The following is a 22,186-nucleotide window of genomic DNA, read 5'->3' on the forward strand; positions in this document are numbered from 1 at the left end:
GCTCATCACGGCAACGGCAACGGCAACGGCAACGGCAACGGCAACGGCAACGGCAAGCTGCGGCCTTTGCTTTGAGGGTAGGAGCGGCGCGAGCCGCGATCACGGGATGCGCAGAGACAGCAGCACCGACGTCATCCATCGAAGAAGCATGCCCTGATGAGGGGCTCTTGCCGCGCCGACGCCTTGTTCGAACCGGCATTCGCTCAGCGACGATCCCCACCAAAGAAAAACGACCTCCCCCGCCATTGCGGGAAAGGCCGTCTCGATAGCGCGCAGGTTCTCTCAGCGCTGGTCGAGCAACACGTTCAAGGTGGTCGCATCCAGCGCACCCTGTTTCTGGCCGAGCTTGAGCAGCATCGTTTCCAGGTCGCCGGCGGCGGCCGAATTGCGGGTGGTTGCGGTCGCGGCCTTCATCGCCGTGGCCGGGGCGGTGTCGATGCGCAGTTGCTGGCCCTTGATCAGCAGCGGCTGCGGCTTGGCCTTGGCCGACGAGCCGCCGACGTGTTCGAGCAGGATGCCGTTGTAGCCGAGCACCGGTTCGGCCGCGGCGCCGGTTTTTGCCGGGGCGGCGAGGGCGTCGGCGAGGCGGGTCTCGATCGCGCGCAGGGCGGCCGGGTCGGTGACCATCACCACCGGATTCGGCCGGCCCGAATACACCAGGTAGGTGATCTGCAGGCCCGGTGCTTCGGCGGCGAGGGCGAAGGCCGGCGCGGCCAGCAGGGCCAGGCCGGTCAGCAGGGATTTCAGCGAAAGCTTGGTCATGGCGGTTCCCCGGGTGGGCGCAGGCTTAGTTGACTTGTTCATGGCCGGTGCCCTCCACGCTGTCGGACCAGACCCGGAAGAAACCGCAGAAATCGGTGTATGCGCCGCGGTTGGCGGTGCGCGGGTCGGTGATCTCGTTGCCGGAATTGTCGCGGTTGGTGGCGGAGGTCTGGCCGGGCTTGTGGGTCCATTTGCCGTTGGCGTCGCGGCGGTACCAGTGGTAGTCGTAATCGGTCCCGGCTACCAGAGCCACGATGTTCTTGTAGCTGGAGGCGTTGATGTCGGTGATCGGTTCCAGGCCGTCGCGCACGGCGGCCGCGTGCACGGCGGCGCAACTGATCGAGCTGTACATCGAGCCGGCGGCGCGGCCGGGTTGGGCGAAGGTGTTGGTGGTCTTGTTGTTGGCGTAGTTGTAGCAGTTGTTGTAACGCTTGCGGGTGGCGTCGTCGTTCCAGTAGCCCGGCTGGAACGTGGTCCGGCCCGGCGCCATCAGGTCGCCGAGGCCGCCGCTGGCGTCGGCCGGGATCGCGCGGTTGTAGACCAGTACTTCGTCGGCGCGGTCGCTGAAACGATAGGACGCGATGTCCTTGTGGCCGCCGATCAGGAACGGCCGGTCGCCGTTGTCGATGTTGGCCGCGATCGGGGTCGGCTGGGCGGTGGTGCGGCGGCCGTCGATGTAGAACGAAATCGTGTTCGGCGCGGTGCTGCGGTTGACCACCGCGGCGATGTGGTGCCAACGGTTCGCCGCCAACGCCAGGCTGCCGTCGGAGACATAGTTGGCCCAGGTGCTGCCGTCGTTGAGTTGCAGCAGCACGTTGCGGCCCTGGTCGACGCCGAACGAATAGCCGCGGCCGACGCCGCTGGCGCGGTTCTCGATCAGGGTCTTGACGATCGATGAACCCGGGTTGGCCATGCGCACCCACGCGGCGAGGGTGAAGCTGCCGTTGCCGAAGTTGAGGTTCGACGAATTGGGCACTTCGACGTACTTGCCGGCGCTGAAGTCGGCGCCGGCGTTGAGCCAGCCGTAGCTCGACGCGGCGCCGCCCACGACCAGGCCGTTGCGGCCGAAGCCGCTGGTGTCGTAGGCGGTGTTGCCGGACAACTCCAGATGCCATTCGCCGACCAGGCCTTGGGTGACTCGCGGCGGCGCCGCGTGCGCGGCGAGGCAGGGCGCGAGCGCGACGCTCAACGCCAGGAACCATGACGATCGTTTCATACCGACTCCCTGGTGATTGGCCCCGATGGGCGTCGGGGAATCTAGGGGCAGTCCGGGGCCGCGAACGTGACTGCGCCCGCGGATCGCGCGGGCGCAGGCGTATGGAGCGCGGGCGCTCGCGCGCTTATGTGAGCGGGGCCGGATCCGTTCCGGACTCCGGGCGTGAACGCCTTCGCGGCAGGTCGATGAAGGGCGGGCCGGCGCCCCGGGGAAGAACGCCGGCCCGCTCGTTCAAAGGTCGACCGCCGCCGCGGCGACGGTCACCGTCCCCAAGCTCAATCGGCCGGAGGCGTCGCGGCCGGTGTTCTGCGGCTTGATCGCCGGCCGGCCGGGCCAGCTGTCGGCGATCGCCAGACGCAGCGAATAGCTGCCCGGTGCGAGCGTGGCCGGCACCTGCGCGGTGGCGTCGACGAGCGCCGGTACGGTGTTCGGCATCAAGGCGTTCAAGGGATAGTCGAACGCGGCCTTGGCGCGGGTCGTGCCGCCGGCATCGACCCAGTGCAGTTCGGTCTGGTAGACCTGATACAGCGGCGCCGAGCCGGTGTTCTCGACGCTGAGCTTGACCGGGATGGCGGCGCCGGCCTGCATGGCGTCGGGCCAGTTGACCTGGCGCACGGTGAATTCGTAGCCGAGCGCGCGCTTGACCTTGAGCATGTTGGCCTTGAACGTCGAGGGCTTGCCCGACGGATTGACCTCGTGCTGGCCGGCCGGGCCGAGCCAGGTGAAGTGATACTCGCGCAGCAGGGTCAGGATGTCGTTGGTGCGTCCGGTCCAGGTCGCCTTCTGGCCGTTGTTCGGGCTTTCGCCGCCGATCGGGTTGAACTTCCAGTTGCTGCGCGCAGCGGTGGCATCGTTGCGGAAGCCCCACTCCAGGTTGTGCCAGCCGCTGTCGTCGCACTCGGGCAACTTGGTGGCGAACTTGTTGCACATCGCGGTGAACGACGGGAAGTAGTCCTCGCTGAAACCGAAGTTCGTGCCGCCGACATCGGACTGGCGCGCGTAGCGGCTGTGCACCGGCGTTTGCTGGAACGCCGCGGCGTAGGCATCGCGCACCGCGCTGCCGGTGGTCGCATCGGGTTCCCAACTGTCGCAGCCGGCGGTGTGCCACTCGCCCCAGAAACCGAGCAGGCCGACGTGCACCGCGGTGATGCGCGGGTCGCCGTCGTAGCGGCGTCCGAACGCCTGTACGAACTGCACCAGTTGTTGGCGCATCGCCGGGGTGTTGTAGATCGGCGCGCGGCCGGGGCCGACGTCGTCGCACTGGGTCTGGCTGTAGTTGTGGAACTGGATGCTGACCGGCGCCAGTTCGAGGAACTTCGGATACGCGCGCAGCGGCTCGGCTTCGTTCCGGTAGAAGTGGCCGATGTTGTTGGCCACGCTGTCGGGATAGTCGGCGACCGGACGCAACACGAAGGTGGCGTTGGGGTTTTCGTCGAGGATCGGTTTCAGGTGGTTCGTTTCGAACTTGTCCCAGTCGAACTGTTCGTCGGCGCTTTCGATTTCGCGCCAGGGGACGTAGATCTGATAGATGGACGCGCCGTAGTGGTTGTCGGGCAGACCGCCGTCGGCGGCGACGGTGCTACCCCAAAGCAGGAAGCCGCGATGCGGGTTGGACAGATCGTTGTTGCTCTGGCTGGGGCGCAGCTCGCCTGCGGATGCGGGCGCTGCAGGAAACATCGCGACCGCGGCGAGCAACGCCGATGCCAAGACATTGACGACGGGCAAAGCGGGGTGCCGCAGGGTCATACCGGCTTCCGAGAGCGGGGGGGAGGTGCGGCGAATCCTGGGGGCTGTGAAGACGCACAGGATTAGCTCGCCGTCACACTCTGGCCGCGATCATGTTTTTATCTTCGACTTTGTTGAGATCGGTCGCGGTTTCGATATTGGATATGTTTGGATTTGTATTGACTGGTTTCAATTGCTAACAGTTCGTCGCACCTGCAGTCGACGCAGCGCACGGATCGGCTGGCGCCGGCATGCTCGAACTGTGATGTCCGGCGGCCTCCGGTGAACATTCGTGGTGGCGCTCTGGCTTAGCCTGCGAAGGCGGACATGCAGTCCGCGGCACACACAAGGAGAGGTCAGATGCTTCGTACCCGGAAAGCGATTTTCACGGCAGCGTTGTTGTTGGGACTGGTGGCGGTGGCGGGCTCGGCGTTCGCGCGCTACCCGATCCTCGGCGTCGAATGGGCCGAGTGGACCCGCTATGACAGCAGCGGCAATGCCATCGGCGGCGGCCGTATCGAATGCGACGGCTCGGTGCAAACCTGGGGCACCTCGGGCGCACCGACCGGCCTGACTCTGCACCGCTGCTGATCGACCCGATGCCGTCGCGCAGCCCTCGCGGTTGCGCGGCGGCATCGCTGAACGACGTCCGGCACCGATCTTCGCGGCGATCGCCCGATGCTTGGATTCGCCGCCGGCGACAGCCATATTCGCGGCATGGACAGCCGCGCCGACACGGACCCCCGCAAGTCCACCGCCAAGCCGCGCGGTCCGCGCCGGGTGTTGTTGCTGCACGGCATCTGGATGCCCGGGGCCTCGATGGGCTGGTTGGGCGCACGCCTGGCCGCGGCCGGCTACGAGCCCGAAGTTTTCGCTTATGCCGGTGCCGGCGCCGGTCCGGAAGCCTCGATCGCGCGCCTGGTCGAACGCCTCGACGAGCCCTGCCATGTCCTGGCCCACAGCCTCGGCGGCCTGATCGTGCTGGGAGCCTTGCGCGAGCACCCGCACCTGCCGGTGCGACGCGTGGTCTGCCTGGGCACGCCCTTGTGCGGCAGCGCCGCCGCCGGCGGACTGGCCCGCAAGGCCTGGAGCGCGGCCGTGCTCGGTCGCGCCGCCGAGGTGTTGCAGCGCGGCTGCCCGCCCTGGCAGGGCGCGGCCCAGGTCGGCCTGATCGCCGGTCGCACTCCGCACGGGCTGGGGCGTTTCTTCGGCCGTTTCGAGGGCGAAAGCGACGGCACGGTGGCGGTCGCCGAGACCCGCCTGCCGGGCTTGAGCGACCATGCGGTCATCGATGCCAGCCACAGCGGCCTGCTGTTCTCGGCGCAGGCCGCGCGCCTGGCCGAGGCCTTCTTCCGTCGCGGCCGCTTCGGCGACTGAGCCGGGTACCGGCCGAACCGACCCGGATCGGCGACGAATCTCCTGCAAACCGCCGGTGGGCGGGCACGATCGAGTAAAATCGCCGGCTTGTTCAGACAACACGTCCGGTTATTGCCATGGGTAGAGGTCCGTCGATTGAGGCTCGCAAGAACGCCGAGGATGCGCGGCGCGGCAAGATCTTCACCAAGATCATCCGCGAGATCAGCGTGGCGGCGCGTTCGGGCGGCGGCGATCCCAACAGCAATCCGCGCCTGCGCAGCGCCATCGACAAGGGCTTGTCGGCGAACATGACCAAGGACGTCATCGAGCGCGCGATCAAGAAGGCGACCGGTGCGCTGGAAGGCGTGGAGTACGAGGAAATCCGCTACGAGGGCTATGCCCCGGGCGGCGTGGCGGTGATCGTCGACTGCCTCACCGACAACAAGGTCCGCACCGTCGCCGACGTGCGCCACGCCTTCGGCAAGTTCGGCGGCAACCTCGGCACCGACGGCTCGGTGTCCTTCATGTTCGCCAAGCGCGGCGTGCTGTGGTTCGAAGCCGGCGCCGACGAAGAGCGCATCACCGAAGTGGCGATCGAAGCCGGTGCCGACGACGTGGTGGTCTACCCGGAAGACGGCTCGATCGACGTGCTGACCGGCGCCGAGGCCTTCGCCCAGGTCAAGGCCGCGATGGACGCCGCCGGCCTGGTTGCCGGCCAGGCCGAGGTCACCCTGCGCGCCGACAACAACATCGCCGTGACCGGCGAGACCGCCCAGCAGGTGGTCAAGCTGCTGAACTGGCTGGAAGACCTCGACGACGTCCAGAACGTCTACTCGAACGCCGATCTGGACGAGGACGCTTACGCATAACGCGTAAGCTGTCGCCGTGACCAGAATCCCGCCGTGACCAGAATCCTAGGAATCGACCCCGGTTCGCAGCGGACCGGCCTGGGCGTGATCGACGTCGCGGCCGACGGACGCTGCGTGTACGTGCATGCGCAGGCGCTCAAGCTGCTCGATGCCGAGGATTTCCCCTCGCGCCTGGGCCTGCTGTGCGAAGGCCTGGAGGCGGTGCTCGACGAGTACCGGCCCGACCAGGTCGCGATCGAAACCGTCTTCATGGACAAATCGGCGACCTCGGCGCTGAAGCTGGGCCATGCCCGCGGCGCGGCCCTGGCCACCGTGGTGCGCCGGCGCATCGCCATCAGCGAGTACGCGCCGCGCTTGATCAAGCAGTCGCTGGTGGGCCGCGGCGCGGCCGACAAGCAGCAGGTCCAGCACATGGTGCGGCTGTTGCTGAATCTTCCCGAAGTGAAGCTGCAGGCCGACGCCGCCGACGCGCTTGCGGTGGCGCTGACCCATGCCCACATGAGTGCCACGGCGCGGCGAACCGGCATCGCCACCCACCAGTTGCGCAGGCGCGGGGCGTGAACCCGGCCCGCTCCACAGGCCCGGCGGCGTGCGGGGTAGGGACCTGCGTGCGCCACCGCGTTCCGTCTGACTCGCCGTCTTCGTATCGTCACAGCCCGCTTCGCGCCCGGCCGGTCCGCCGGCGCGCGTCGCCAGCCGTATCTGGAGTTCCACAGTGATCGGTCGTCTCAGAGGCACCCTGATCCACAAGCAGCCGCCGTGGCTGATCGTGGACGTCAACGGCGTCGGTTACGAGCTCGAAGCGCCCATGAGCACGTTCTACGACCTGCCCGAGCTCGGCCGCGAAGTGTCCTTGTTCACACACTATGCGCAGAAGGAAGACAGCGTCTCGCTGTACGGCTTCCTGCGCGAGGCCGAACGGCGCTTGTTCCGCGACGTGCAGCGGGTCAGCGGCATCGGCGCCAAGATCGCCCTGGCGGTGCTGTCGGGCGTGCCGGTCGAGGAATTCGCGCGCCTGGTCCAGACCGGCGACGTCACCGCGCTGACCCGCATCCCCGGCATCGGCAAGAAGACCGCCGAGCGCATGGTCGTCGAGCTGCGCGACCGCGCCGCCGACCTGGCCGGCCTCGGCGCGCCCACCCTCGGCTCCAGCGGGATTCCCGCCGATCCGCAGAGCGAAGCCACCATCGCCCTGCAGCAACTGGGCTACAAACCGGCCGAGGCCGCGCGCATGGCGCGCGAGGCCACCGCCGCCGGCGACGATGCAGCCGCCATCATCCGCAAAGCGCTAAAGTCCGCGCTTCGTTGAGCCAAGGCGGGTTACCGCCACGGAACCACGCGATATGTCCTCCACTGTTCCCTCCACGCCAGGCAAGGACGCTCACGCCCACGGCTCGCACCCCCACGGCTCCAAGAAGGGGCTGCCCGGGTTGGTCGTCGGTGCGATCGGGGTGGTTTTCGGCGACATCGGCACCAGCCCGCTGTACACGCTGAAAGAGGCGTTTTCGCCGCATTTCGGCCTGACCGGCAACCACGACACGGTGCTCGGCATCCTGTCGCTGGTGTTCTGGGCGTTGATGATCGTGGTCACCCTGAAATACGTGACCATCATCATGCGCGCCGACAACGAGGGCGAGGGCGGGATCATGGCGCTCATGACCCTGGCCCAGCGCACCCTGGCCAAGGGCGGGCGCTCGGCCTATGTCGTGGGCATCCTGGGCATCTTCGGCGCTTCGCTGTTCTTCGGCGACAGCGTCATCACCCCGGCGATCTCGGTGCTCGGCGCGGTCGAGGGCCTGGAGGTCGCCGCGCCCGGCCTGCATCGCTTCATCGTGCCGATCACCGTGGTGATCCTGGTGATGGTGTTCCTGGCCCAGCGCTTCGGCACCGAGAAGGTCGGCAAGGTATTCGGGCCGATCACCATGCTGTGGTTCGTCTCGCTCGCCGCCATCGGCATCTACAACATCGTCCAGGCGCCTGAGGTGTTCAAGGCGCTGGACCCGCGCTGGGGCGTGCGCTTCTTCGTCGAGCACGGTTCGCATTCGGTGCTGATCCTCGGCGCGGTGGTGCTGGCCGTCACCGGCGGCGAAGCGCTGTACGCCGACATGGGCCACTTCGGCGCGCGCCCGATCCGTTACGCCTGGTACACCATGGTGTTGCCCTGCCTGATGCTGAACTACCTCGGCCAGGGCGCGTTCGTGCTGCAGCATCCCGAAGCGGTCAAGAACCCCTTCTTCGAGGCGGTGCCGTCATGGGGCCTGTACCCGATGATCGTGCTGGCGACGATGGCGGCGGTGATCGCCTCGCAGGCCGTCATCACCGGCGCCTACTCGGTCGCGCGCCAGGCCATGCAGCTGGGCTACATCCCGCGCATGCAGATCAAACACACCTCCAGCGACACCATCGGCCAGATCTACGTGCCGTACATCAACTGGATCCTCGCGATCACCGTCATCACCGTGGTGCTGGCCTTCCGCAGCTCGACCGCGCTGGCGACCGCGTACGGCATCTCGGTATCGGCGACGATGTTGATCGACACCCTGCTGCTGGCCCTGGTCGCGCGCTCGCTGTGGCCGCGCTGGCGCACGTGGGTGTTGCCGCTGTGCGTGGTGTTCTTCGTCGTCGACCTCGGCTTCGTCATCGCCAACGGCGCCAAGTTCTTCCAGGGCGCCTGGTTCCCGGTCGTGCTGGGCCTGGTCGTGTTCACCCTGCTGCGCACCTGGCGCCGCGGCCGCGAATTGCTGCACGAGGAAGTGCGCAAGGAAGGCATCCAGCTCGGCAGCTTCCTGCCCGGCCTGATGCTGGCGCCGCCGGTGCGCGTGCCCGGTACGGCGATCTTCATGACCGCCGACAAGGGCGTGGTGCCGCATGCCTTGCTGCACAACCTCAAGCACAACAAGGTGCTGCACGAGCGCAACGTGTTCCTGACCGTGGAAACGCTGGGCATTCCGTATGCGCCGCGCGAGAAGCGCCTGAAGATCGAGGCGATCGGCAACGACTTCTATCGCGTGCTGATCCGTTTCGGCTTCATGGAAGTGCCCGACGTGCCGCTGGCGCTGATGCGCTCCTGCGATGCCGGCGGCATCTATTTCGACCCGATGGACACGACCTACTTCGCCAGCCGCGAGACCGTGGTCGCCAGCCGTCACCGCGGCATGCCGATCTGGCGCGACCGCCTGTTCGCCTTCATGCACCGCAACGCGGCGCCGGCGACCGGCTTCTTCCGCATTCCCGGCAACCGCCTGGTCGAACTCGGCGCCCAGGTGGAGATCTAGTCGCCTCGCTGCGCGGCTGGGGTTCGCATTGGAACAGCCGCAGCGGTGCTGCGGCTTGGCGAATCCGAAGTCCGAGGCGAGGGCGCCGCCACCGTTCGGCCGGCTGCGAAGCCCGAGTTCCAGCCGGCGCAACAGCGCCGCTGCAACACACTGGTGCGCGCGGGAAATTCGGGAAAAATCGTTCCATCGGCGCCGGATTGCCGCTTCGTACCGGTCGCGCCTAGCCTCGTCGCACTTTCCGACGACGAGGTTCCACGATGACCCGCTCCCGCGCTTTCGTGATCCGGCAGCAAGATGCCGAAACCCTGCAGGGCAACAGCACCCAGCTGTGGCTGTTGGCCGACGCCAGCGACTGCTGCGGCGCACTCGGCGCCAACCGGCTGCGCCTCGAAGTCGGCGCTGCCGGCGCCAAGCCGCATCACCACAAACGTTCGAGCGAAGCGTTTTACGTGCTCGACGGCGCGCTTGAGATGCTCATCGACGGCGAGACCGTAACCGTCGAAAAAGGCGGCTATGCCGTAATCCCGCCCGGCGTCGTGCATTCCTTCGGCGCTGCCCCCGGCCAGGTCGCCGACGTATTCATCACCCTGACCCCCGGCATCGACCGTTTCGATTACTTCCGCATGCTGCCGAGCATCATGCGCGGCGAAGTCGACGCCGAGGCGCTGGCCGAAGTGCACGACCGTTATGACGTGCATTTCGCTTAAGGCGCGCGTTTCTGCTTCTGAGCTTGCCGGTCTTCCAGCTTCTGTGCTTCCAGCGTCTGCCGCCCGCCGCCCACATTCGCCGTGCTGTTCCCCCCTTTGAAAAAAAGGGGGGAGGGGGGATTTGCCTTTAGCGCCACCCACAGCAAATCCCCCGGCGCCCCGACGTCCTCGCTTCGCCCTACGGCACCGGCCGCCAGCCCCCTTTGCCAAAGGGGGCGAATTCTCTCCCATCTCCCGAACTTCAGCGGCCGCACAGCAATTTGATCGCCCGTCGTTGTTGAGCATCAACGCGCCACTATCTCTCCGCCTCTTGCTTCCGCCTTTGCGGTTCCCCCTTTGGAAAAGGGGAGGGCAGGGGGATTTGCTTTTAGCCGCAGCCACAGCAAATCCCCCGGCGCCCCGGCGTCTTCGTTTCGCCGCATAGCGCCGGCCGCCATCCCCCTTTGCCAAAGGGGGCGATCTGTCTCACGGCTCCCGACTGTCCGCATTCGCGCGGCAACCGGTTCCCGCGGCAGGCTGACCAGCCCGCCTACATGCCCCAACGGCCCGCGATGGGTAAACCCCGGTACTTTCCGCCCTGCGCCCGCGCGCCGTCCCATGCGAACATAGCGGCATGACCGAAGACCGCATCATCGCTGCCTCCTCGACCCGTGAAGACGACGCCATCGAGGCCTCGATCCGGCCCAAGCGCCTGGACGAGTACCTCGGCCAGCAGCCGGTGCGCGAGCAGCTCAAGATCTACATCGAGGCCGCCAAGCACCGCGGCGAGGCCCTCGATCACGTGCTGATCTTCGGCCCGCCGGGCCTGGGCAAGACCACCCTCAGCCACGTCATCGCCAACGAGCTCGGGGTCAATCTGCGCCAGACCTCGGGTCCGGTGATCGAGAAGGCCGGCGATCTGGCCGCCCTGCTGACCAATCTGCAGCCGCACGACGTGCTCTTCGTCGACGAGATCCACCGCCTCTCGCCCGTGGTCGAGGAAGTGCTGTATCCGGCGATGGAGGACTACCAGATCGACATCATGATCGGCGAAGGCCCGGCCGCGCGCTCGATCAAGCTCGACCTGCCGCCGTTCACCCTGATCGGCGCGACCACCCGCGCCGGCCTGCTGACCGCGCCGCTGCGCGACCGCTTCGGCATCGTCCAGCGCCTGGAGTTCTACAACACCGAGGACCTGACCCGGATCGTGCGCCGCTCGGCGCAGATTCTCGGCATTTCCTGCGCCCCCGAGGGCGCGGCGGAAATCGCCAGCCGTTCGCGCGGCACCCCGCGCATCGCCAACCGCCTGCTGCGGCGGGTGCGCGATTTCGCCCAGGTGCGCGCCGGCGGCAACATCGATCTGCAGACCGCCGATGCCGCCATGGCCATGCTCAAGGTCGATCCGGAAGGCTTCGACGATCTTGACCGGCGCCTGCTGCGCACCATCATCGAATCCTTCGACGGCGGCCCGGTCGGGGTCGAGTCGCTGGCGGCCGCGCTCAGCGAGGAACGCGGCACGCTCGAGGACGTGATCGAGCCCTTCCTGATCCAGCAGGGCTATCTGATCCGCACCGCGCGCGGTCGCATGGCGACCCAGCGCGCCTACCGCCACATGGGCCTGAAACCCCGCGCCGACACGGCCGGGCTGTTCGAAGAGGCCTCCGAGCCATGAGCGCGGTTGAATCGGTGTTCAGTTGGCCGACACGCGTCTATTGGGAAGATACCGACGCTGGCGGTCTGGTCTATCACGCTCAGTACCTGGCGTTTCTGGAGCGCGCGCGGACCGAATGGGTGCGTGCCCTGGGCTACGGCCAGGACGATTTGCGCCGCAATCACGGGCTGTTGTTCGTGGTCGCGGGCATGCAGATCGGTTTCCTCAAACCGGCGCGGCTCGACGACGCGCTGGAGGTCACGGTGGAACTGCGGCGTTGTCGCCGCGCCAGCCTGATCTTCGCGCAGACCGTGCGGCGCGGCGAGGAAACGCTGATCAGCGCCGAAGTCCGGGTCGCCGCAGTGGATGCCGAGCATCTGCGTCCCTGCGCGATTCCAGCGGCCTTGTTCGCGCAGTTGCAGGCGCAGGAAGTCCAGGCCGGCCGCGACGGCTGAACCCAGGCACCGCGCCCAGGTCACCGTTGAACCCAAATCATCCGGCGGTTCGTTACTCCCCACGGACCACCCAGCCCCACCACAGGCCCGCGTACCGGGCTACGGAGAACCAAGCATGACGTCATCGCTGATCGCGCTTCTGGCCACGACCGTGGAAGCCCTGCCGGAGGAAGCCGTCCAGGCCGTGACCCAAGGCGCCGCCGCGGCCGGCGAAGCCGCCAGCTTCAATCTCTGGGACCTGGTGATCAAGGCCAGCCTCCCGGTCCAGTTCATCATGGCCCTGCTGGTGATCGCCTCGGTGACCTCGTGGATCATCATCTTCCGCAAATGGAAGGTGATCCGCCGCGCACGCAGCGAAGCCGATCATTTCGAAGAACGCTTCTGGTCCGGCGCCGAGCTGTCCAAGCTGTATGCCGGCACCACCGAGCGCAACCGCGCCATGGGCGGCCTGGAGGCGATCTTCGAGGCCGGTTTCCGCGAGTTCAACCGCATTCGCCAGCGCCGCGGCGTCGACGCCCGCGCCCAGCTCGAAGGCGCCCAGCGGGCGATGCGCGCGACCGGCTCGCGCGAACTCGACGGCCTGGAACACAACCTCGAACTGCTCGCCAACATCGGCTCGACCTCGCCTTACATCGGCCTGGTCGGCACCGTGTTCGGCATCATGGTGACCATGCATTCGCTGGTTTCGGCCTCCAAGCAGGTCGGCATCGCCGACGTCGCCCCGGGCATCTCCGAGGCGTTGTTGGCCACCGCGATGGGCCTGTTCGTGGCGATCCCGGCGGTGTGGGCCTACAACCGTTTCGCCACCGGCGTGGAGCGCCTGGCCGTGCGTTACGACGCGTTCTCCGAAGAGTTCTCCTCGATCCTGCAGCGCCAGGCCCACCTGGACGAGTGATGCGGCTCGCGCCCCATCGCTTGTACGGCCGCCCGCACCGCTGCCTGCACCGCCCGCGTCCGCTGCGCCACGGCCAGCGCGACCGCAACGCGTAACCGACGAGGAATTCCGCCATGTCCGGCACCGCCATCCGCCGCCCGCGCAAACGCAAACTCAAGGCCGAGATCAACGTCGTTCCCTATATCGACGTGATGCTCGTGCTGCTGATCATCTTCATGGTCACCGCGCCGCTGCTGACCCTCGGCATCGACGTCGACCTGCCCAATTCCAACCTCAAATCGATCGAGACCAAGCAGGACCCGGTGGTGGTCCAAGTCGACGCCCAGGGCAATTACTTCCTTGCGGTCAAGGCCGGCAGCAATGAAGCGGTCAACCGCGAGACCCTGGCGACCAAGGTCGGCGCGCTGGTCAAGCAGAACGGCAAGGAAAAGCTGCAGGTCTACATCGCCGCCGACGGCCGCTCGAACTATCAGCCGGTGATGGACGTGATGAACATCCTCAAGGATGTCGGCGTGGAGAAGGTCGGCCTGATGAGCCAGCCCGAGAAGGGCGCGAAGAAATGAGGGAAACCCGCGCCGACACCGCGCAAGCCATCATGCTGGCCGTGCTGCTGCACGGCCTGCTGGTCGCCGCCATTTTCCTGAGCATGCTCTGGAACTGGGACAGCGCGCAGGTGTCCGCGGCGGGCTCGCCGCTGTCTTCGGAACTGACCGACGTCAGCGATCTCTCGGCGGCGATGCAGCGCACCCTGCGCAATCGCCCCGAGCCGGTCGATCCGCTGCCGCTGCCCGAGCCGGAGGACGCCTCGCCCTTGCCGCAGCCCATTCCCGAGCCCAAGCCGCAGGACGCGACCGCGCCGCAGCAGCAATCGCCGCAGGACTTCATCCCGGTGCCGGACACGACCACGCAGGAACAGGTCGTCGACACGCCGACGCCGAACCGCGCCGAGGAACAAAAGGTCCAGGAAGCCAAGGCGCGCCAGGAACAGGTCGACCTGACCGAGCAGAAGCGCCAGGAAGAAGCGCAGCAGCAAAAGCGCCTGGCCGCCGAGCAACTCGAGCGCGACAAGCAGTTGGAGAAGATCCGCGCCGAGCGCGCCAAGCTGCAGCGCGAGCAGAGCCTGAGCGAACAGAAGCTGCAGCAGATCGCCGACGCGCGCGCCGCCAAGGCCAGCCAGAACGCCGCCGCCACGGCGCCGGCGACCACCGGCAACCAGGGCGTCGACGCCGGCCTGGCGGCCAAGTACGCCGCCGCCTTGCAGGCCGCGATCGTCGAGAAGTGGACGCGCCCCGACAGCGTGCCGCTCGGCGCGGGTTGCCGCTTGAACATCCGTCAGTCGCCCGGCGGCGCCGTGCTCGCGGTCGAGGTGGTCGAGCCGTGTTCGTACGACGAGCAGGGCCGGCGTTCGATCGAAGCCGCGGTGCTCAAGGCCCAGCCCTTGCCGTATGCGGGTTTCGAGTCGGTGTTCCAGCGCAACCTCAATCTCAACTTCAAAGCCCAGGACCGCTGAGTGGGCGGGGCGAGGGGAGCGTCGATGCGCCTGAGGCTGTTGGCCGGCTTCGCGTTGTCGACGCTGTCCGCGGCCGGCCTGGCCCAGTCGGACCGGGTCGCGCAGAACCAGCAGCGTTACGCCGAAGTCCTGCGCGCCGCCATCGACGAGCAATGGGCGCCGCCGGCCACCACGCCGGCCGACGCCGGTTGCAGCGTGGACCTGCGCCAGGCGCCGGGAGGTCGGGTGTTGTCGGTGCAGGTCATCGAGCCTTGCAGCCTGGACGAGGCCGGGCGGCTGTCCCTGCTCGCCGCCGTGCGCCAGGCCTCGCCGCTGCCCTACCAGGGCTATCAACAGGTGTTCCGGCGGCAGATCCAGCTCAGCTTCCGGGTCCAGGACGAGGACCCGGTGGTGTCCAAGCCCCGGCGTTGGTGGAAACGGCTGCGCGAGCGCTGATCCACCGGCGAGAGCAGGGCCGGCCCGCCGACCTGCCGGACTCCGATCCGGGGCTGCCGAAGCCCCATTCATGTCCCGAATGAGCCGGAATGGGCACCGATCGCGACCGTTGGGCCGATTCGGCAAGGCCGGAATGTAAATTGACCGCCGCTTTTGAGCCCACGTTCACCCTCCAACGTTAACAATGCCGAACCTGAACAACCCGCGTCGACCGATCACGGAGTGCCGATGAAACGACCCCTGCGCTGGCTGGCCTCGCTGCTGGCTCTCCTGCTTCCCCTCGCCGCCGCAGCCCAACAGCAAGGGTTGGAGATCGACATCGTCGGCGGCAACGCCTCGGCCCTGCCGATCGCGGTCGTGCCGATGCCTTACCAGGGCAGCGGCGCCGCGCCGCAGACCGACGTCGCCGAGGTCGTGCGCAACGACCTCAACCGTTCCGGCCAGTTCCGCGGCCTGCCCGTCGAGCAGATGGCGGCCAAGCCCACCAAGGGCAGCGAGATCAGCTACCCGGATTGGCGCGCGCTCAACCAGGACTACATCGTGGTGGGCCGCGTGGTCGATGCCGGCGCCGGCAGCTACCGGGTCGAGTACGAGCTGTTCGACGTGGCCAAGCAGCAGCGTCTGCTCGGTTTCGCCCTGACCGCACGTTCGAACGCGATGCGCGATGTGGCCCACCAGATCGCCGATGCGGTCTACGAGAAGATCACCGGCGTGCGCGGCGCATTCTTCACCCGCATCGCCTACGTCACCGCCACCGGCGTCGGCCGCGGCAGCAACTACGCGCTGATGGTCGCCGACTCCGACGGCTACAACCCGCAGACCGTGGTGCGCTCGCCCGAGCCGCTGCTGTCGCCGTCGTGGAGCCCGGACGGCGCACGCCTGGCCTACGTCAGCTTCGAGGGCGGTAATTCCTCGATCTACATCCAGAACATCGGCACCGGCAGCCGCGAGCTGATCGCCAAGTTCCGCGGCATCAACGGCGCCCCGGCGTTCTCGCCGGACGGCCGTCGCCTGGCCCTGACCCTGTCGCGCAGCGGTAACCCCGAGATCTACGTGATGGACCTCGGCAGCAAGGCGCTGACCCAGCTGACCAACCACTTCGGCATCGACACCGAGCCGACCTGGGCCGCCGACGCCAGCAAGATCTATTTCACCTCCGATCGCGGCGGCAAGCCGCAGATCTACCAGGTCTCGGCCAGCGGCGGCGGCGCCACCCGCGTCACCTTCCAGGGCAGCTACAACGCCAGCGCCAGCGTTTCCTTCGACGGCAAGAAGATCGCCACCGCGCAGGGCGCCGGCAATACCTATCGGATCGCGATGATGGACAGCAGCCTGGGCTCGCCGCGCTGGAGCACGCTGTCGCCGGGTTCGCTGGACGAGTCGCCGAGCTTTGCCCCGAATGCCTCCATGATCATTTATGCTGCGCGCGAAGGACGCCGTGGCGTGCTCTATGCCGTTTCAGCCGATGCCCGGGTGCGCCAGCGCCTGGTGCTCGCCGACGGCGACGTGCGCGAACCGGCCTGGGGACCCTACCGCCTGCCGCGATAAGCGGCTGGGCGTTTCCCTGCGCGCGGACGCGCCACACCCCCCCGAACGACTCCTGCCCCACGTTACAAACTGACGAGGAATACCAATGAACAACACCGCCCGCATCCTGCTCGCCGCCGTGCTGTGTACCGCGGCCGTCGCCTGCTCGAAGAAGGTCAAGGAAGCTCCGCCGACCGATTCCGGCACCGGCCCGTCCACCACCGTGCCGTCCGACACCGGTCCGGTCGCCTCGGGCGCCTACGGCCCGAACGATCTCGACACCGATGCCTGCCTGCGCCAGCGCGTGGTCTACTTCGATCTCGACCAGGATTCGCTGAAGCCGGAATTCCAGGCCATCGTCGGTTGCCACGCCAAGTACCTGCGCGACCGTCCGTCCTCGCGCATGACCCTCGAAGGCAACGCCGACGAGCGCGGCAGCCGCGAGTACAACCTCGGCCTCGGCGAGCGTCGCGGCAACGCGGTGTCCTCGGCGATCCAGGCCAACGGCGGTTCGGGCAGCCAGATCACCGTGACCTCCTACGGCGAAGAGCGCCCGGTCTGCACCGAGTCGAACGAAGACTGCTGGGCCAAGAACCGTCGCGTCGAAATCGTCTACACCGCCAAGTAATAGCGGTGTCGCGCAGGGCGGCGCCGGGGCATCGGCGCCGTCCACCGACCGAACGAAGAACGAAGGTTGATCTAAGCGATGCGTAAGTTCGCACTAGCCTTGGCGATCGCGGCGGCCTGCCTGGCCGCCACGCCCGCGTTCGCCCAGCGCGCCAGCCTCGCCGACCGCGTCGCGGTCCTCGAACAGCGCGCCTCGGACAATCAGGCCAACCTCGACTTGCTCAACCAGGTCACCCAGCTCAAGACCGAGCTGCAGGCCCTGCGCGCCCAGGTCGAGGAACTGCAGCAGACGACCAAGCAGCTGCAGGACACGAACAAGGCGCAGTACCTGGACACCGACAACCGCCTCAACCGCCTCGAAGGCGGAGTGGCGCCGTCGGCTCCGGCCGCTGCACCGCAGACACCCCCGGCACCGTCGCCCTCGGCGGCGGTGAGGGACAGCGCACCGGTGGTGCATGGCGATGCCGGCCTGCTCGCCCAGAGCGGCGACGAGCGCGGCGCCTACGACACTGCTTTCAGTGCGCTCAAGGCCGGGCAGTACGTCGAGTCGGCGCGGCTGTTCCAGGCCTTCCTGGCCAACTACCCGAGCGGCGCCTACGCGCCCAACGCGCTGTACTGGCTCGGCGAAAGCTATTACGTCACCCAGAACTACCAGCTCGCGCAGGAAGAGTTCCAGACCCTGCTCGATCGCTACCCGACCCACGACAAGGCCGCCGGCGCGCTGCTCAAGGTCGGTCTGGCCCAGTTCGGCCTCAAACAGGTCGATGCGGCCGAGCGCACGCTCGCCGACGTCGCCACCCGCTATCCCGGCACCGACGCCGCCCGCACGGCTTCCGATCGCCTCAATGCGATCCAGCTGAGCCGGCTGCGCAACTGACCGATACCCGATGAACGCCGTTGTCACCGAGACGGCCGCAGCGTCGTCCGAACGCCTGCGGCTGACCGAAATCTTCCTGTCGCTGCAAGGCGAGTCGAACAGCATCGGCTGGCCGACCGTCTTCGTGCGCCTGACCGGCTGCCCCCTGCGCTGTCAGTACTGCGATACCGCCTATGCCTTCCACGGCGGCGAATGGTGGGAGTTCGACGCCATCCTGGCCGAGGTCGCCAAGCACGGCGCCCGCCATGTCTGCGTCACCGGCGGCGAGCCGCTCGCGCAAAAGCGCTGCATCGCGCTGCTGCAGAAACTTTGCGACGCCGGCTATGAGGTCTCGCTGGAAACCTCCGGCGCGATCGACATCGGCCCGGTCGACCCGCGCGTCTCGCGCGTGCTCGACATCAAGACCCCCGATTCCAAGGAAGCCCACCGCAACCTGTGGAGCAACCTGCCGCTGCTGACCGCCCGCGACCAGATCAAATTCGTGATCTGCAGCCGCGAGGACTACGAGTGGTCCAAGAGCATCGTCGCCGAGCATCGCCTGACCGGGATCTGCGACGTCCTGTTCTCGCCGAGCTTCACCCAGGTCAAGCCGAGCGATCTGGCCGACTGGATCGTCGCCGACCGCCTGCAGGTACGATTCCAGCTGCAATTGCACAAGATCCTCTGGAACGACGAACCGGGGCGGTGAGCGGCTGGGAGCAGGGATTCGAGACTCGGGATTGGGGTCTGCGAGTGGCCTGTCCCAGGCTTGAATGCCTCGGCACCGGGCTTCCGCTCTCGCTAGCTGGCTCCTCGCTCTTTGCTTGTCATCCCCGCGAAGGCGGGGATCCAGAGACTTCAGGGTCATGCCTCGGTAAACCCCTGGATCCCCGCCTTCGCGGGGATGACGAACCCGGCATCAGCTTCATCGTTTAGCCTTTCCCGATTCCCGATTCCCGATTCCCGATTCCCGACCCGACATCATGAAAAAAGCCGTCGTCCTCGTTTCCGGTGGCATGGACTCCGCCGTCGTCATCGCCATAGCGCGAGAGCAAGGCTATGCCGTGCACGCGCTCAGCGTGCGCTACGGCCAGCGCCATACCTCCGAACTCGACGCCGCCGCCCGCATCGCCGGCTCGCTCGGCGCGGTCGCGCACAAGACCGTCAGCGTCGACCTGCGCAGCATCGGCGGCTCGGCCCTGACCGACGAGGCCATCTCGGTGCCGCTCGACAACGACGGCCACGCCATCGGCGCGGCCGCGGCCAAGGACGACATCCCGGTCACCTACGTGCCGGCGCGCAACACCATCATGCTGTCGATCGCCCTGGGCTGGGCCGAAGTGCTCGGCGCCAACGACATCTTCTGCGGCGTCAACGCCGTCGACTACTCCGGCTACCCCGACTGCCGCCCCGAATTCGTCGAGGCCTTCGAGTGCCTGGCCAACCTGGCGACCAAGGCCGGCGTCGAGGGCGCCGGCCTGCGGGTGCAGGCCCCGCTGCAGTTCATGAGCAAGGCCGACATCGTCCGCGAGGGCCTGCGCCTGGGCGTGGACTTCGCCGAGACCGTCTCGTGCTACCAGGCCGATGCCGACGGCCGCGCCTGCGGACATTGCGACGCCTGCCGCTTGCGCGCCGAAGGCTTCAGCGCCGCCGGCGTGGCCGACCCGACCCGCTACGTCTGAGCCCCGCCGTCTGAACAGCTTTGGCCAGGGGGCCTGACTGCGCCCCGCAGGTTTTGTTAGAATCACCGGCCCCGGCGCAGCGCCGGGACCGCAGCAACCGCTTCGGGTCGTTAGCTCAGTCGGTAGAGCAGAAGACTTTTAATCTTTTGGTCGAAGGTTCGAATCCTTCACGACCCACCAAACAAGAAAAGCACCTGGACTCGCGTCCAGGTGCTTTTTTCTTTGCGGGCGCCGTCGGCGCCGATCAGTGCCCAGCTGGCTTGAGCTGGATGGGCCGATACAGCGAACGAGATAACCGTTCTTCTGCTTCGGCCAAGTGTCGTGCGGACGACCAGCTACCCCTGTTGTTTCGAGCGCAGCGCGTTACGCGTGAGCGCACAAGCGCAGCGATTCGATCGGTCCCGTCTGACAGGCGAGGGCTTGCGCGTGAGCGCGTTCCCATGCCGCCCAAGCCACCCGGCGAGCTTCGGGCCAAGCGAGCGGCGAGTTTCCCTTCAGTGCTTCGTAACGACCGCGCAAGTCCGCGCGCGGATCGTCGAAGAAACGTTCGGGATGCTCTTCGAAAGTCATCATGCCCAGATACAGCGCAGGGCCGTAATCGCGAAAGGTGAGGCCCGGTCGGTGGAACGGCGCCGACGGATAGTTCAGGACCCAATAACTCAGATTCGTGTCCGCAACGCGGCGGACGTACTTCGGAATCGGCTTCATGACCATGACGACGCACTCGGCTTGATCGCCCCCGGACGCCAACGATGGCGCAGTCCGGACGACGATGCGTAAAGGGCGCGTGATGGCGTTGCTAATCCGGGAGGTCGGTCGCGAATTCATACGATTTGTACTTTTGGTCAGATAACGGCAAAGCGAGCTAGCAGTGGCTAGCTGTATGTGCCGAGACATGCGCAGTCCGGGGGCTCCTAGCGCGAGTCAGGTGTGGTTGGTCGCCCAATCACGGCTCAAATTTTCTGCTCAGTAGAAAATTGTTTGCCTGTCGAAAGGTCAAGTGCGTAAGTCTCCCCGCCCTCCATGAGGAAGGTAATTCGATCGGAGTCTGCCGAGATCAATTCATCATCCCAAGGCTTCTGTTTATGCCATGCCATTTTTCCGTCGACGGAGACTGCAAAAACGCCTCCTTCATAAACACAAAGTAAGAATTGTTCACGCTGTTTAAATTCGATCTTGTAGAAACCGGTGTCGTCGTTTTCGCTTCGAAATAGTTCGATATTGTTAATGGTGCGGGCTGGGCTCATTTTGAATAATAGACAGCGTCTGAGGCCAGTAATGATGAGTAAGTGATCCCATTGGACTGATTCTACGCTAGGCATCATTTGCCGGGTTTCTGTTGAAAATTGAAGCTCGGCAAAGTCCTTTTCAATCCATTGCTGGTCATTGAATGTAAATGCAATGTCAGCAGGCCGATCGCCTTTATTCATGTGTGCAATGGCAAGCAGCGAATTTCCGAGGGTGACGAGCTTGTCCGTGGTGATTGTTACTTCTTTAAGTTCGATCATCGTGTTGTTCCGCCCATTTCGTTTATGGCTCTTTTTAGAGCCTTGTCGTTGGTGACTAGTGGGATTTTATTTTCCAGGGCCTGTGCTCCAATAATGCCGTCGCCAAAGCGGCCGGGTCGATCAGGTAGTGCGCCCCGGATATTGATGCGTGTATCTAAAGAGGGTTTTTTCATTAGTGTCGGCAGTTCGTAAGCTGCGCCTGGAACGCCTCGAAGATTGCTATGTGTGACCGCGTTCCTCATTTCAGGTATTGTCACATAGGATTTTATCGGGCTTTCTCCCGGCAGAATTCTTCCGCCTAATGTTGGGTCCGCCTTTAGTCCAGTAGTAACATTGCTGTCGAGCAGTACTTTTGGCGCATCGATTGAAAGTTCGTCTGCGTGTTTCAGGGCTCTGCTTGCCGCTCCAAGCCCGGTGGCAACCGGTACTAACGCTCCAACTACATCCAGGCCGAGTGCTGTCAGGTTTGTGCTTAAATTCTCGCAACTGCCTTTGAGTATGTTGTCCGCGCCGATCCGATAGATGTCATATCCAATAGAGGCGACGTCCACCACTGTGTCTATGATTTGACCTGTCCTGTCGCTGTGGCGAATAGGGTTTCCGGAAACGTATGCGTATGTATTGGTTCCCCCAGTAATTCCAACTGGATCGCTCTGGACATATCTTCCGGTGGAGGGGTCATAGTCTCGGTAGTAGTTATATACCAGGCCGCTAATGGCGTCATATTGCTGGCCGGGAAACCGGAGATTGAAAGTAAACGATTGCTCGTCCTGATCTGGGTCGGAATTTGGAGTGTCGCTGCCGTAGGCTTCTGTATTAGCTTCCCAACTCCAAATTGCCACATCGCGGGTCACATCGATCACCGCACGGGGGGTGCCCAGGTGGTCGGGTTGCACGTAACGCAGGGTCTGCTCGACGCCGGCGCCGACGACCAGGCCGACCGGGGCGTCGCCCAGCCAGATGGCTTGCTGCTTGGTCGCGCCGTTGGCGTCGTAGTCGCCCAGCCAATGGCCGGTTTCGTCGTACAGCGTGTAGCCGGTAATCGCGCCGGTCGCGTTGTCGGCCCGCGAGACCCGCTCGCCCTTGGCGTTGTAACGGTAGCTGGCCTTGACCACGCCGGCCTGCTTGACCTGGCTCATGCGGTCGTTGGC

General features: G+C 66.1%; 24 protein-coding genes and 1 tRNA gene. 19 read left to right on the forward strand and 6 right to left on the reverse strand.

Features of this window, described 5'->3' with window-relative positions; genetic code table 11:
- Window positions 1-282: 282 nt before the first annotated feature.
- From EX88_RS0118545 to EX88_RS0118555, 3 genes are all read right to left on the reverse strand, one after another.
- Entirely contained in the window at window positions 283-762 is a 480-nt protein-coding gene (locus EX88_RS0118545) for a hypothetical protein (protein WP_031373487.1), read from the reverse strand.
- A 25-nt stretch (window positions 763-787) separates the two neighbouring features.
- Entirely contained in the window at window positions 788-1,978 is a 1,191-nt protein-coding gene (locus EX88_RS24775) for a LamG domain-containing protein (RefSeq protein ID WP_081931212.1), read from the reverse strand.
- Window positions 1,979-2,209: 231 nt separating this feature from the next.
- Entirely contained in the window at window positions 2,210-3,724 is a 1,515-nt protein-coding gene (locus tag EX88_RS0118555) for a DUF4832 domain-containing protein (RefSeq protein ID WP_031373489.1), read from the reverse strand.
- A gap of 339 nt (window positions 3,725-4,063) precedes the next feature.
- Between EX88_RS0118555 and EX88_RS0118560 the strand changes: the two genes are divergently transcribed.
- From EX88_RS0118560 to EX88_RS0118660, 19 genes are all read left to right on the forward strand, one after another.
- Window positions 4,064-4,294, forward strand: a complete 231-nt coding sequence (locus EX88_RS0118560; RefSeq protein ID WP_152566354.1) for a hypothetical protein — start codon at window positions 4,064-4,066, stop codon at window positions 4,292-4,294.
- 213 nt (window positions 4,295-4,507) lie between these two features.
- Window positions 4,508-5,080 (forward strand): hypothetical protein, encoded by a 573-nt coding sequence (locus tag EX88_RS0118565; protein ID WP_051885290.1) that lies wholly within the window; start codon window positions 4,508-4,510, stop codon window positions 5,078-5,080.
- A gap of 116 nt (window positions 5,081-5,196) precedes the next feature.
- Complete coding sequence (locus EX88_RS0118570) at window positions 5,197-5,928, forward strand: YebC/PmpR family DNA-binding transcriptional regulator (RefSeq protein ID WP_031373492.1); 732 nt, start codon at window positions 5,197-5,199, stop codon at window positions 5,926-5,928.
- Between the two features lie 33 nt (window positions 5,929-5,961).
- Window positions 5,962-6,489, forward strand: coding sequence for a crossover junction endodeoxyribonuclease RuvC (gene ruvC, locus EX88_RS0118575; RefSeq protein WP_031373493.1), 528 nt, complete (start codon window positions 5,962-5,964; stop codon window positions 6,487-6,489).
- A gap of 154 nt (window positions 6,490-6,643) precedes the next feature.
- A complete protein-coding gene (ruvA, locus tag EX88_RS0118585; protein ID WP_031373494.1) occupies window positions 6,644-7,237 on the forward strand; it encodes a Holliday junction branch migration protein RuvA in 594 nt (197 codons plus the stop codon).
- Window positions 7,238-7,271: 34 nt separating this feature from the next.
- The gene (locus EX88_RS0118590; protein ID WP_031373495.1) at window positions 7,272-9,203 is read left to right on the forward strand and encodes a potassium transporter Kup; all 1,932 of its coding nucleotides are present in this window, start codon (window positions 7,272-7,274) and stop codon (window positions 9,201-9,203) included.
- A 257-nt stretch (window positions 9,204-9,460) separates the two neighbouring features.
- On the forward strand, window positions 9,461-9,910 hold the full coding sequence (locus tag EX88_RS0118595) for a cupin domain-containing protein (RefSeq protein WP_031373496.1): 450 nt from the start codon (window positions 9,461-9,463) through the stop codon (window positions 9,908-9,910).
- 613 nt (window positions 9,911-10,523) lie between these two features.
- Window positions 10,524-11,561 (forward strand): Holliday junction branch migration DNA helicase RuvB, encoded by a 1,038-nt coding sequence (gene ruvB / locus EX88_RS0118600; protein WP_031373497.1) that lies wholly within the window; start codon window positions 10,524-10,526, stop codon window positions 11,559-11,561.
- Entirely contained in the window at window positions 11,558-11,995 is a 438-nt protein-coding gene (gene ybgC / locus EX88_RS0118605; protein WP_031373498.1) for a tol-pal system-associated acyl-CoA thioesterase, read from the forward strand. The genes ruvB and ybgC overlap by 4 nt, the downstream gene beginning before the upstream one ends.
- Before the next feature lie 115 nt (window positions 11,996-12,110).
- Entirely contained in the window at window positions 12,111-12,890 is a 780-nt protein-coding gene (gene tolQ / locus EX88_RS0118610) for a protein TolQ (RefSeq protein ID WP_031373499.1), read from the forward strand.
- Window positions 12,891-13,003: 113 nt separating this feature from the next.
- Window positions 13,004-13,453 (forward strand): protein TolR, encoded by a 450-nt coding sequence (tolR, locus tag EX88_RS0118620; RefSeq protein ID WP_031373500.1) that lies wholly within the window; start codon window positions 13,004-13,006, stop codon window positions 13,451-13,453.
- On the forward strand, window positions 13,450-14,400 hold the full coding sequence (locus EX88_RS0118625) for a cell envelope integrity protein TolA (RefSeq protein WP_031373501.1): 951 nt from the start codon (window positions 13,450-13,452) through the stop codon (window positions 14,398-14,400). Before tolR ends, EX88_RS0118625 begins: the two co-directional genes overlap by 4 nt.
- A gap of 24 nt (window positions 14,401-14,424) precedes the next feature.
- Window positions 14,425-14,835 (forward strand): TonB C-terminal domain-containing protein, encoded by a 411-nt coding sequence (locus EX88_RS0118630; protein WP_031373502.1) that lies wholly within the window; start codon window positions 14,425-14,427, stop codon window positions 14,833-14,835.
- A gap of 228 nt (window positions 14,836-15,063) precedes the next feature.
- Window positions 15,064-16,383, forward strand: coding sequence for a Tol-Pal system beta propeller repeat protein TolB (tolB, locus tag EX88_RS0118635; protein ID WP_031373503.1), 1,320 nt, complete (start codon window positions 15,064-15,066; stop codon window positions 16,381-16,383).
- Window positions 16,384-16,468: 85 nt separating this feature from the next.
- Complete coding sequence (gene pal / locus EX88_RS0118640; protein WP_031373504.1) at window positions 16,469-16,990, forward strand: peptidoglycan-associated lipoprotein Pal; 522 nt, start codon at window positions 16,469-16,471, stop codon at window positions 16,988-16,990.
- Window positions 16,991-17,068: 78 nt separating this feature from the next.
- Window positions 17,069-17,866, forward strand: coding sequence for a tol-pal system protein YbgF (gene ybgF / locus EX88_RS0118645; protein ID WP_031373505.1), 798 nt, complete (start codon window positions 17,069-17,071; stop codon window positions 17,864-17,866).
- A gap of 10 nt (window positions 17,867-17,876) precedes the next feature.
- On the forward strand, window positions 17,877-18,554 hold the full coding sequence (gene queE, locus EX88_RS0118650; protein WP_031373506.1) for a 7-carboxy-7-deazaguanine synthase QueE: 678 nt from the start codon (window positions 17,877-17,879) through the stop codon (window positions 18,552-18,554).
- A gap of 274 nt (window positions 18,555-18,828) precedes the next feature.
- Window positions 18,829-19,527 carry a 7-cyano-7-deazaguanine synthase QueC gene (gene queC, locus EX88_RS0118655; RefSeq protein ID WP_031373507.1) on the forward strand — a complete coding sequence of 233 codons (699 nt, stop codon included), beginning with the start codon at window positions 18,829-18,831 and terminating at the stop codon, window positions 19,525-19,527.
- A 104-nt stretch (window positions 19,528-19,631) separates the two neighbouring features.
- Window positions 19,632-19,707, forward strand: a tRNA-Lys gene (locus EX88_RS0118660).
- 183 nt (window positions 19,708-19,890) lie between these two features.
- On the opposite strand, the gene EX88_RS23985 is transcribed toward EX88_RS0118660, so the two are convergent.
- From EX88_RS23985 to EX88_RS25415, 3 genes are all read right to left on the reverse strand, one after another.
- Window positions 19,891-20,241, reverse strand: coding sequence for a hypothetical protein (locus EX88_RS23985; RefSeq protein WP_036149433.1), 351 nt, complete (start codon window positions 20,239-20,241; stop codon window positions 19,891-19,893).
- A gap of 239 nt (window positions 20,242-20,480) precedes the next feature.
- A complete protein-coding gene (locus EX88_RS26160) occupies window positions 20,481-21,035 on the reverse strand; it encodes a hypothetical protein (RefSeq protein ID WP_152566355.1) in 555 nt (184 codons plus the stop codon).
- Window positions 21,032-22,186 (reverse strand): RHS repeat-associated core domain-containing protein (locus EX88_RS25415; RefSeq protein ID WP_318025860.1); only part of this gene is annotated, 1,155 nt, incomplete at its 5' end. The genes EX88_RS25415 and EX88_RS26160, both read right to left, overlap by 4 nt.

The organism is Lysobacter antibioticus (assembly GCF_000731095.1).
GTDB lineage: Bacteria > Pseudomonadota > Gammaproteobacteria > Xanthomonadales > Xanthomonadaceae > Lysobacter > Lysobacter antibioticus_B.

Excerpts from the sequence above, each read along its gene's own strand:
- EX88_RS0118545 (WP_031373487.1), bottom strand. The coding sequence starts at position 762 with ATGACCAAGCTTTCGCTGAAATCCCTGCTGACCGGCCTGGCCCTGCTG.
- EX88_RS24775 (WP_081931212.1), bottom strand. The coding sequence starts at position 1,978 with ATGAAACGATCGTCATGGTTCCTGGCGTTGAGCGTCGCGCTCGCGCCC.
- EX88_RS0118555 (WP_031373489.1), bottom strand. The coding sequence starts at position 3,724 with ATGACCCTGCGGCACCCCGCTTTGCCCGTCGTCAATGTCTTGGCATCG.
- EX88_RS0118560 (WP_152566354.1), top strand. The coding sequence starts at position 4,064 with ATGCTTCGTACCCGGAAAGCGATTTTCACGGCAGCGTTGTTGTTGGGA.
- EX88_RS0118565 (WP_051885290.1), top strand. The coding sequence starts at position 4,508 with ATGCCCGGGGCCTCGATGGGCTGGTTGGGCGCACGCCTGGCCGCGGCC.
- EX88_RS0118570 (WP_031373492.1), top strand. The coding sequence starts at position 5,197 with ATGGGTAGAGGTCCGTCGATTGAGGCTCGCAAGAACGCCGAGGATGCG.
- EX88_RS0118590 (WP_031373495.1), top strand. The coding sequence starts at position 7,272 with ATGTCCTCCACTGTTCCCTCCACGCCAGGCAAGGACGCTCACGCCCAC.
- EX88_RS0118595 (WP_031373496.1), top strand. The coding sequence starts at position 9,461 with ATGACCCGCTCCCGCGCTTTCGTGATCCGGCAGCAAGATGCCGAAACC.
- ruvB (WP_031373497.1), top strand. The coding sequence starts at position 10,524 with ATGACCGAAGACCGCATCATCGCTGCCTCCTCGACCCGTGAAGACGAC.
- ybgC (WP_031373498.1), top strand. The coding sequence starts at position 11,558 with ATGAGCGCGGTTGAATCGGTGTTCAGTTGGCCGACACGCGTCTATTGG.
- tolQ (WP_031373499.1), top strand. The coding sequence starts at position 12,111 with ATGACGTCATCGCTGATCGCGCTTCTGGCCACGACCGTGGAAGCCCTG.
- tolR (WP_031373500.1), top strand. The coding sequence starts at position 13,004 with ATGTCCGGCACCGCCATCCGCCGCCCGCGCAAACGCAAACTCAAGGCC.
- EX88_RS0118625 (WP_031373501.1), top strand. The coding sequence starts at position 13,450 with ATGAGGGAAACCCGCGCCGACACCGCGCAAGCCATCATGCTGGCCGTG.
- EX88_RS0118630 (WP_031373502.1), top strand. The coding sequence starts at position 14,425 with ATGCGCCTGAGGCTGTTGGCCGGCTTCGCGTTGTCGACGCTGTCCGCG.
- tolB (WP_031373503.1), top strand. The coding sequence starts at position 15,064 with ATGAAACGACCCCTGCGCTGGCTGGCCTCGCTGCTGGCTCTCCTGCTT.
- pal (WP_031373504.1), top strand. The coding sequence starts at position 16,469 with ATGAACAACACCGCCCGCATCCTGCTCGCCGCCGTGCTGTGTACCGCG.
- ybgF (WP_031373505.1), top strand. The coding sequence starts at position 17,069 with ATGCGTAAGTTCGCACTAGCCTTGGCGATCGCGGCGGCCTGCCTGGCC.
- queE (WP_031373506.1), top strand. The coding sequence starts at position 17,877 with ATGAACGCCGTTGTCACCGAGACGGCCGCAGCGTCGTCCGAACGCCTG.
- queC (WP_031373507.1), top strand. The coding sequence starts at position 18,829 with ATGAAAAAAGCCGTCGTCCTCGTTTCCGGTGGCATGGACTCCGCCGTC.
- EX88_RS23985 (WP_036149433.1), bottom strand. The coding sequence starts at position 20,241 with ATGGTCATGAAGCCGATTCCGAAGTACGTCCGCCGCGTTGCGGACACG.
- EX88_RS26160 (WP_152566355.1), bottom strand. The coding sequence starts at position 21,035 with ATGATCGAACTTAAAGAAGTAACAATCACCACGGACAAGCTCGTCACC.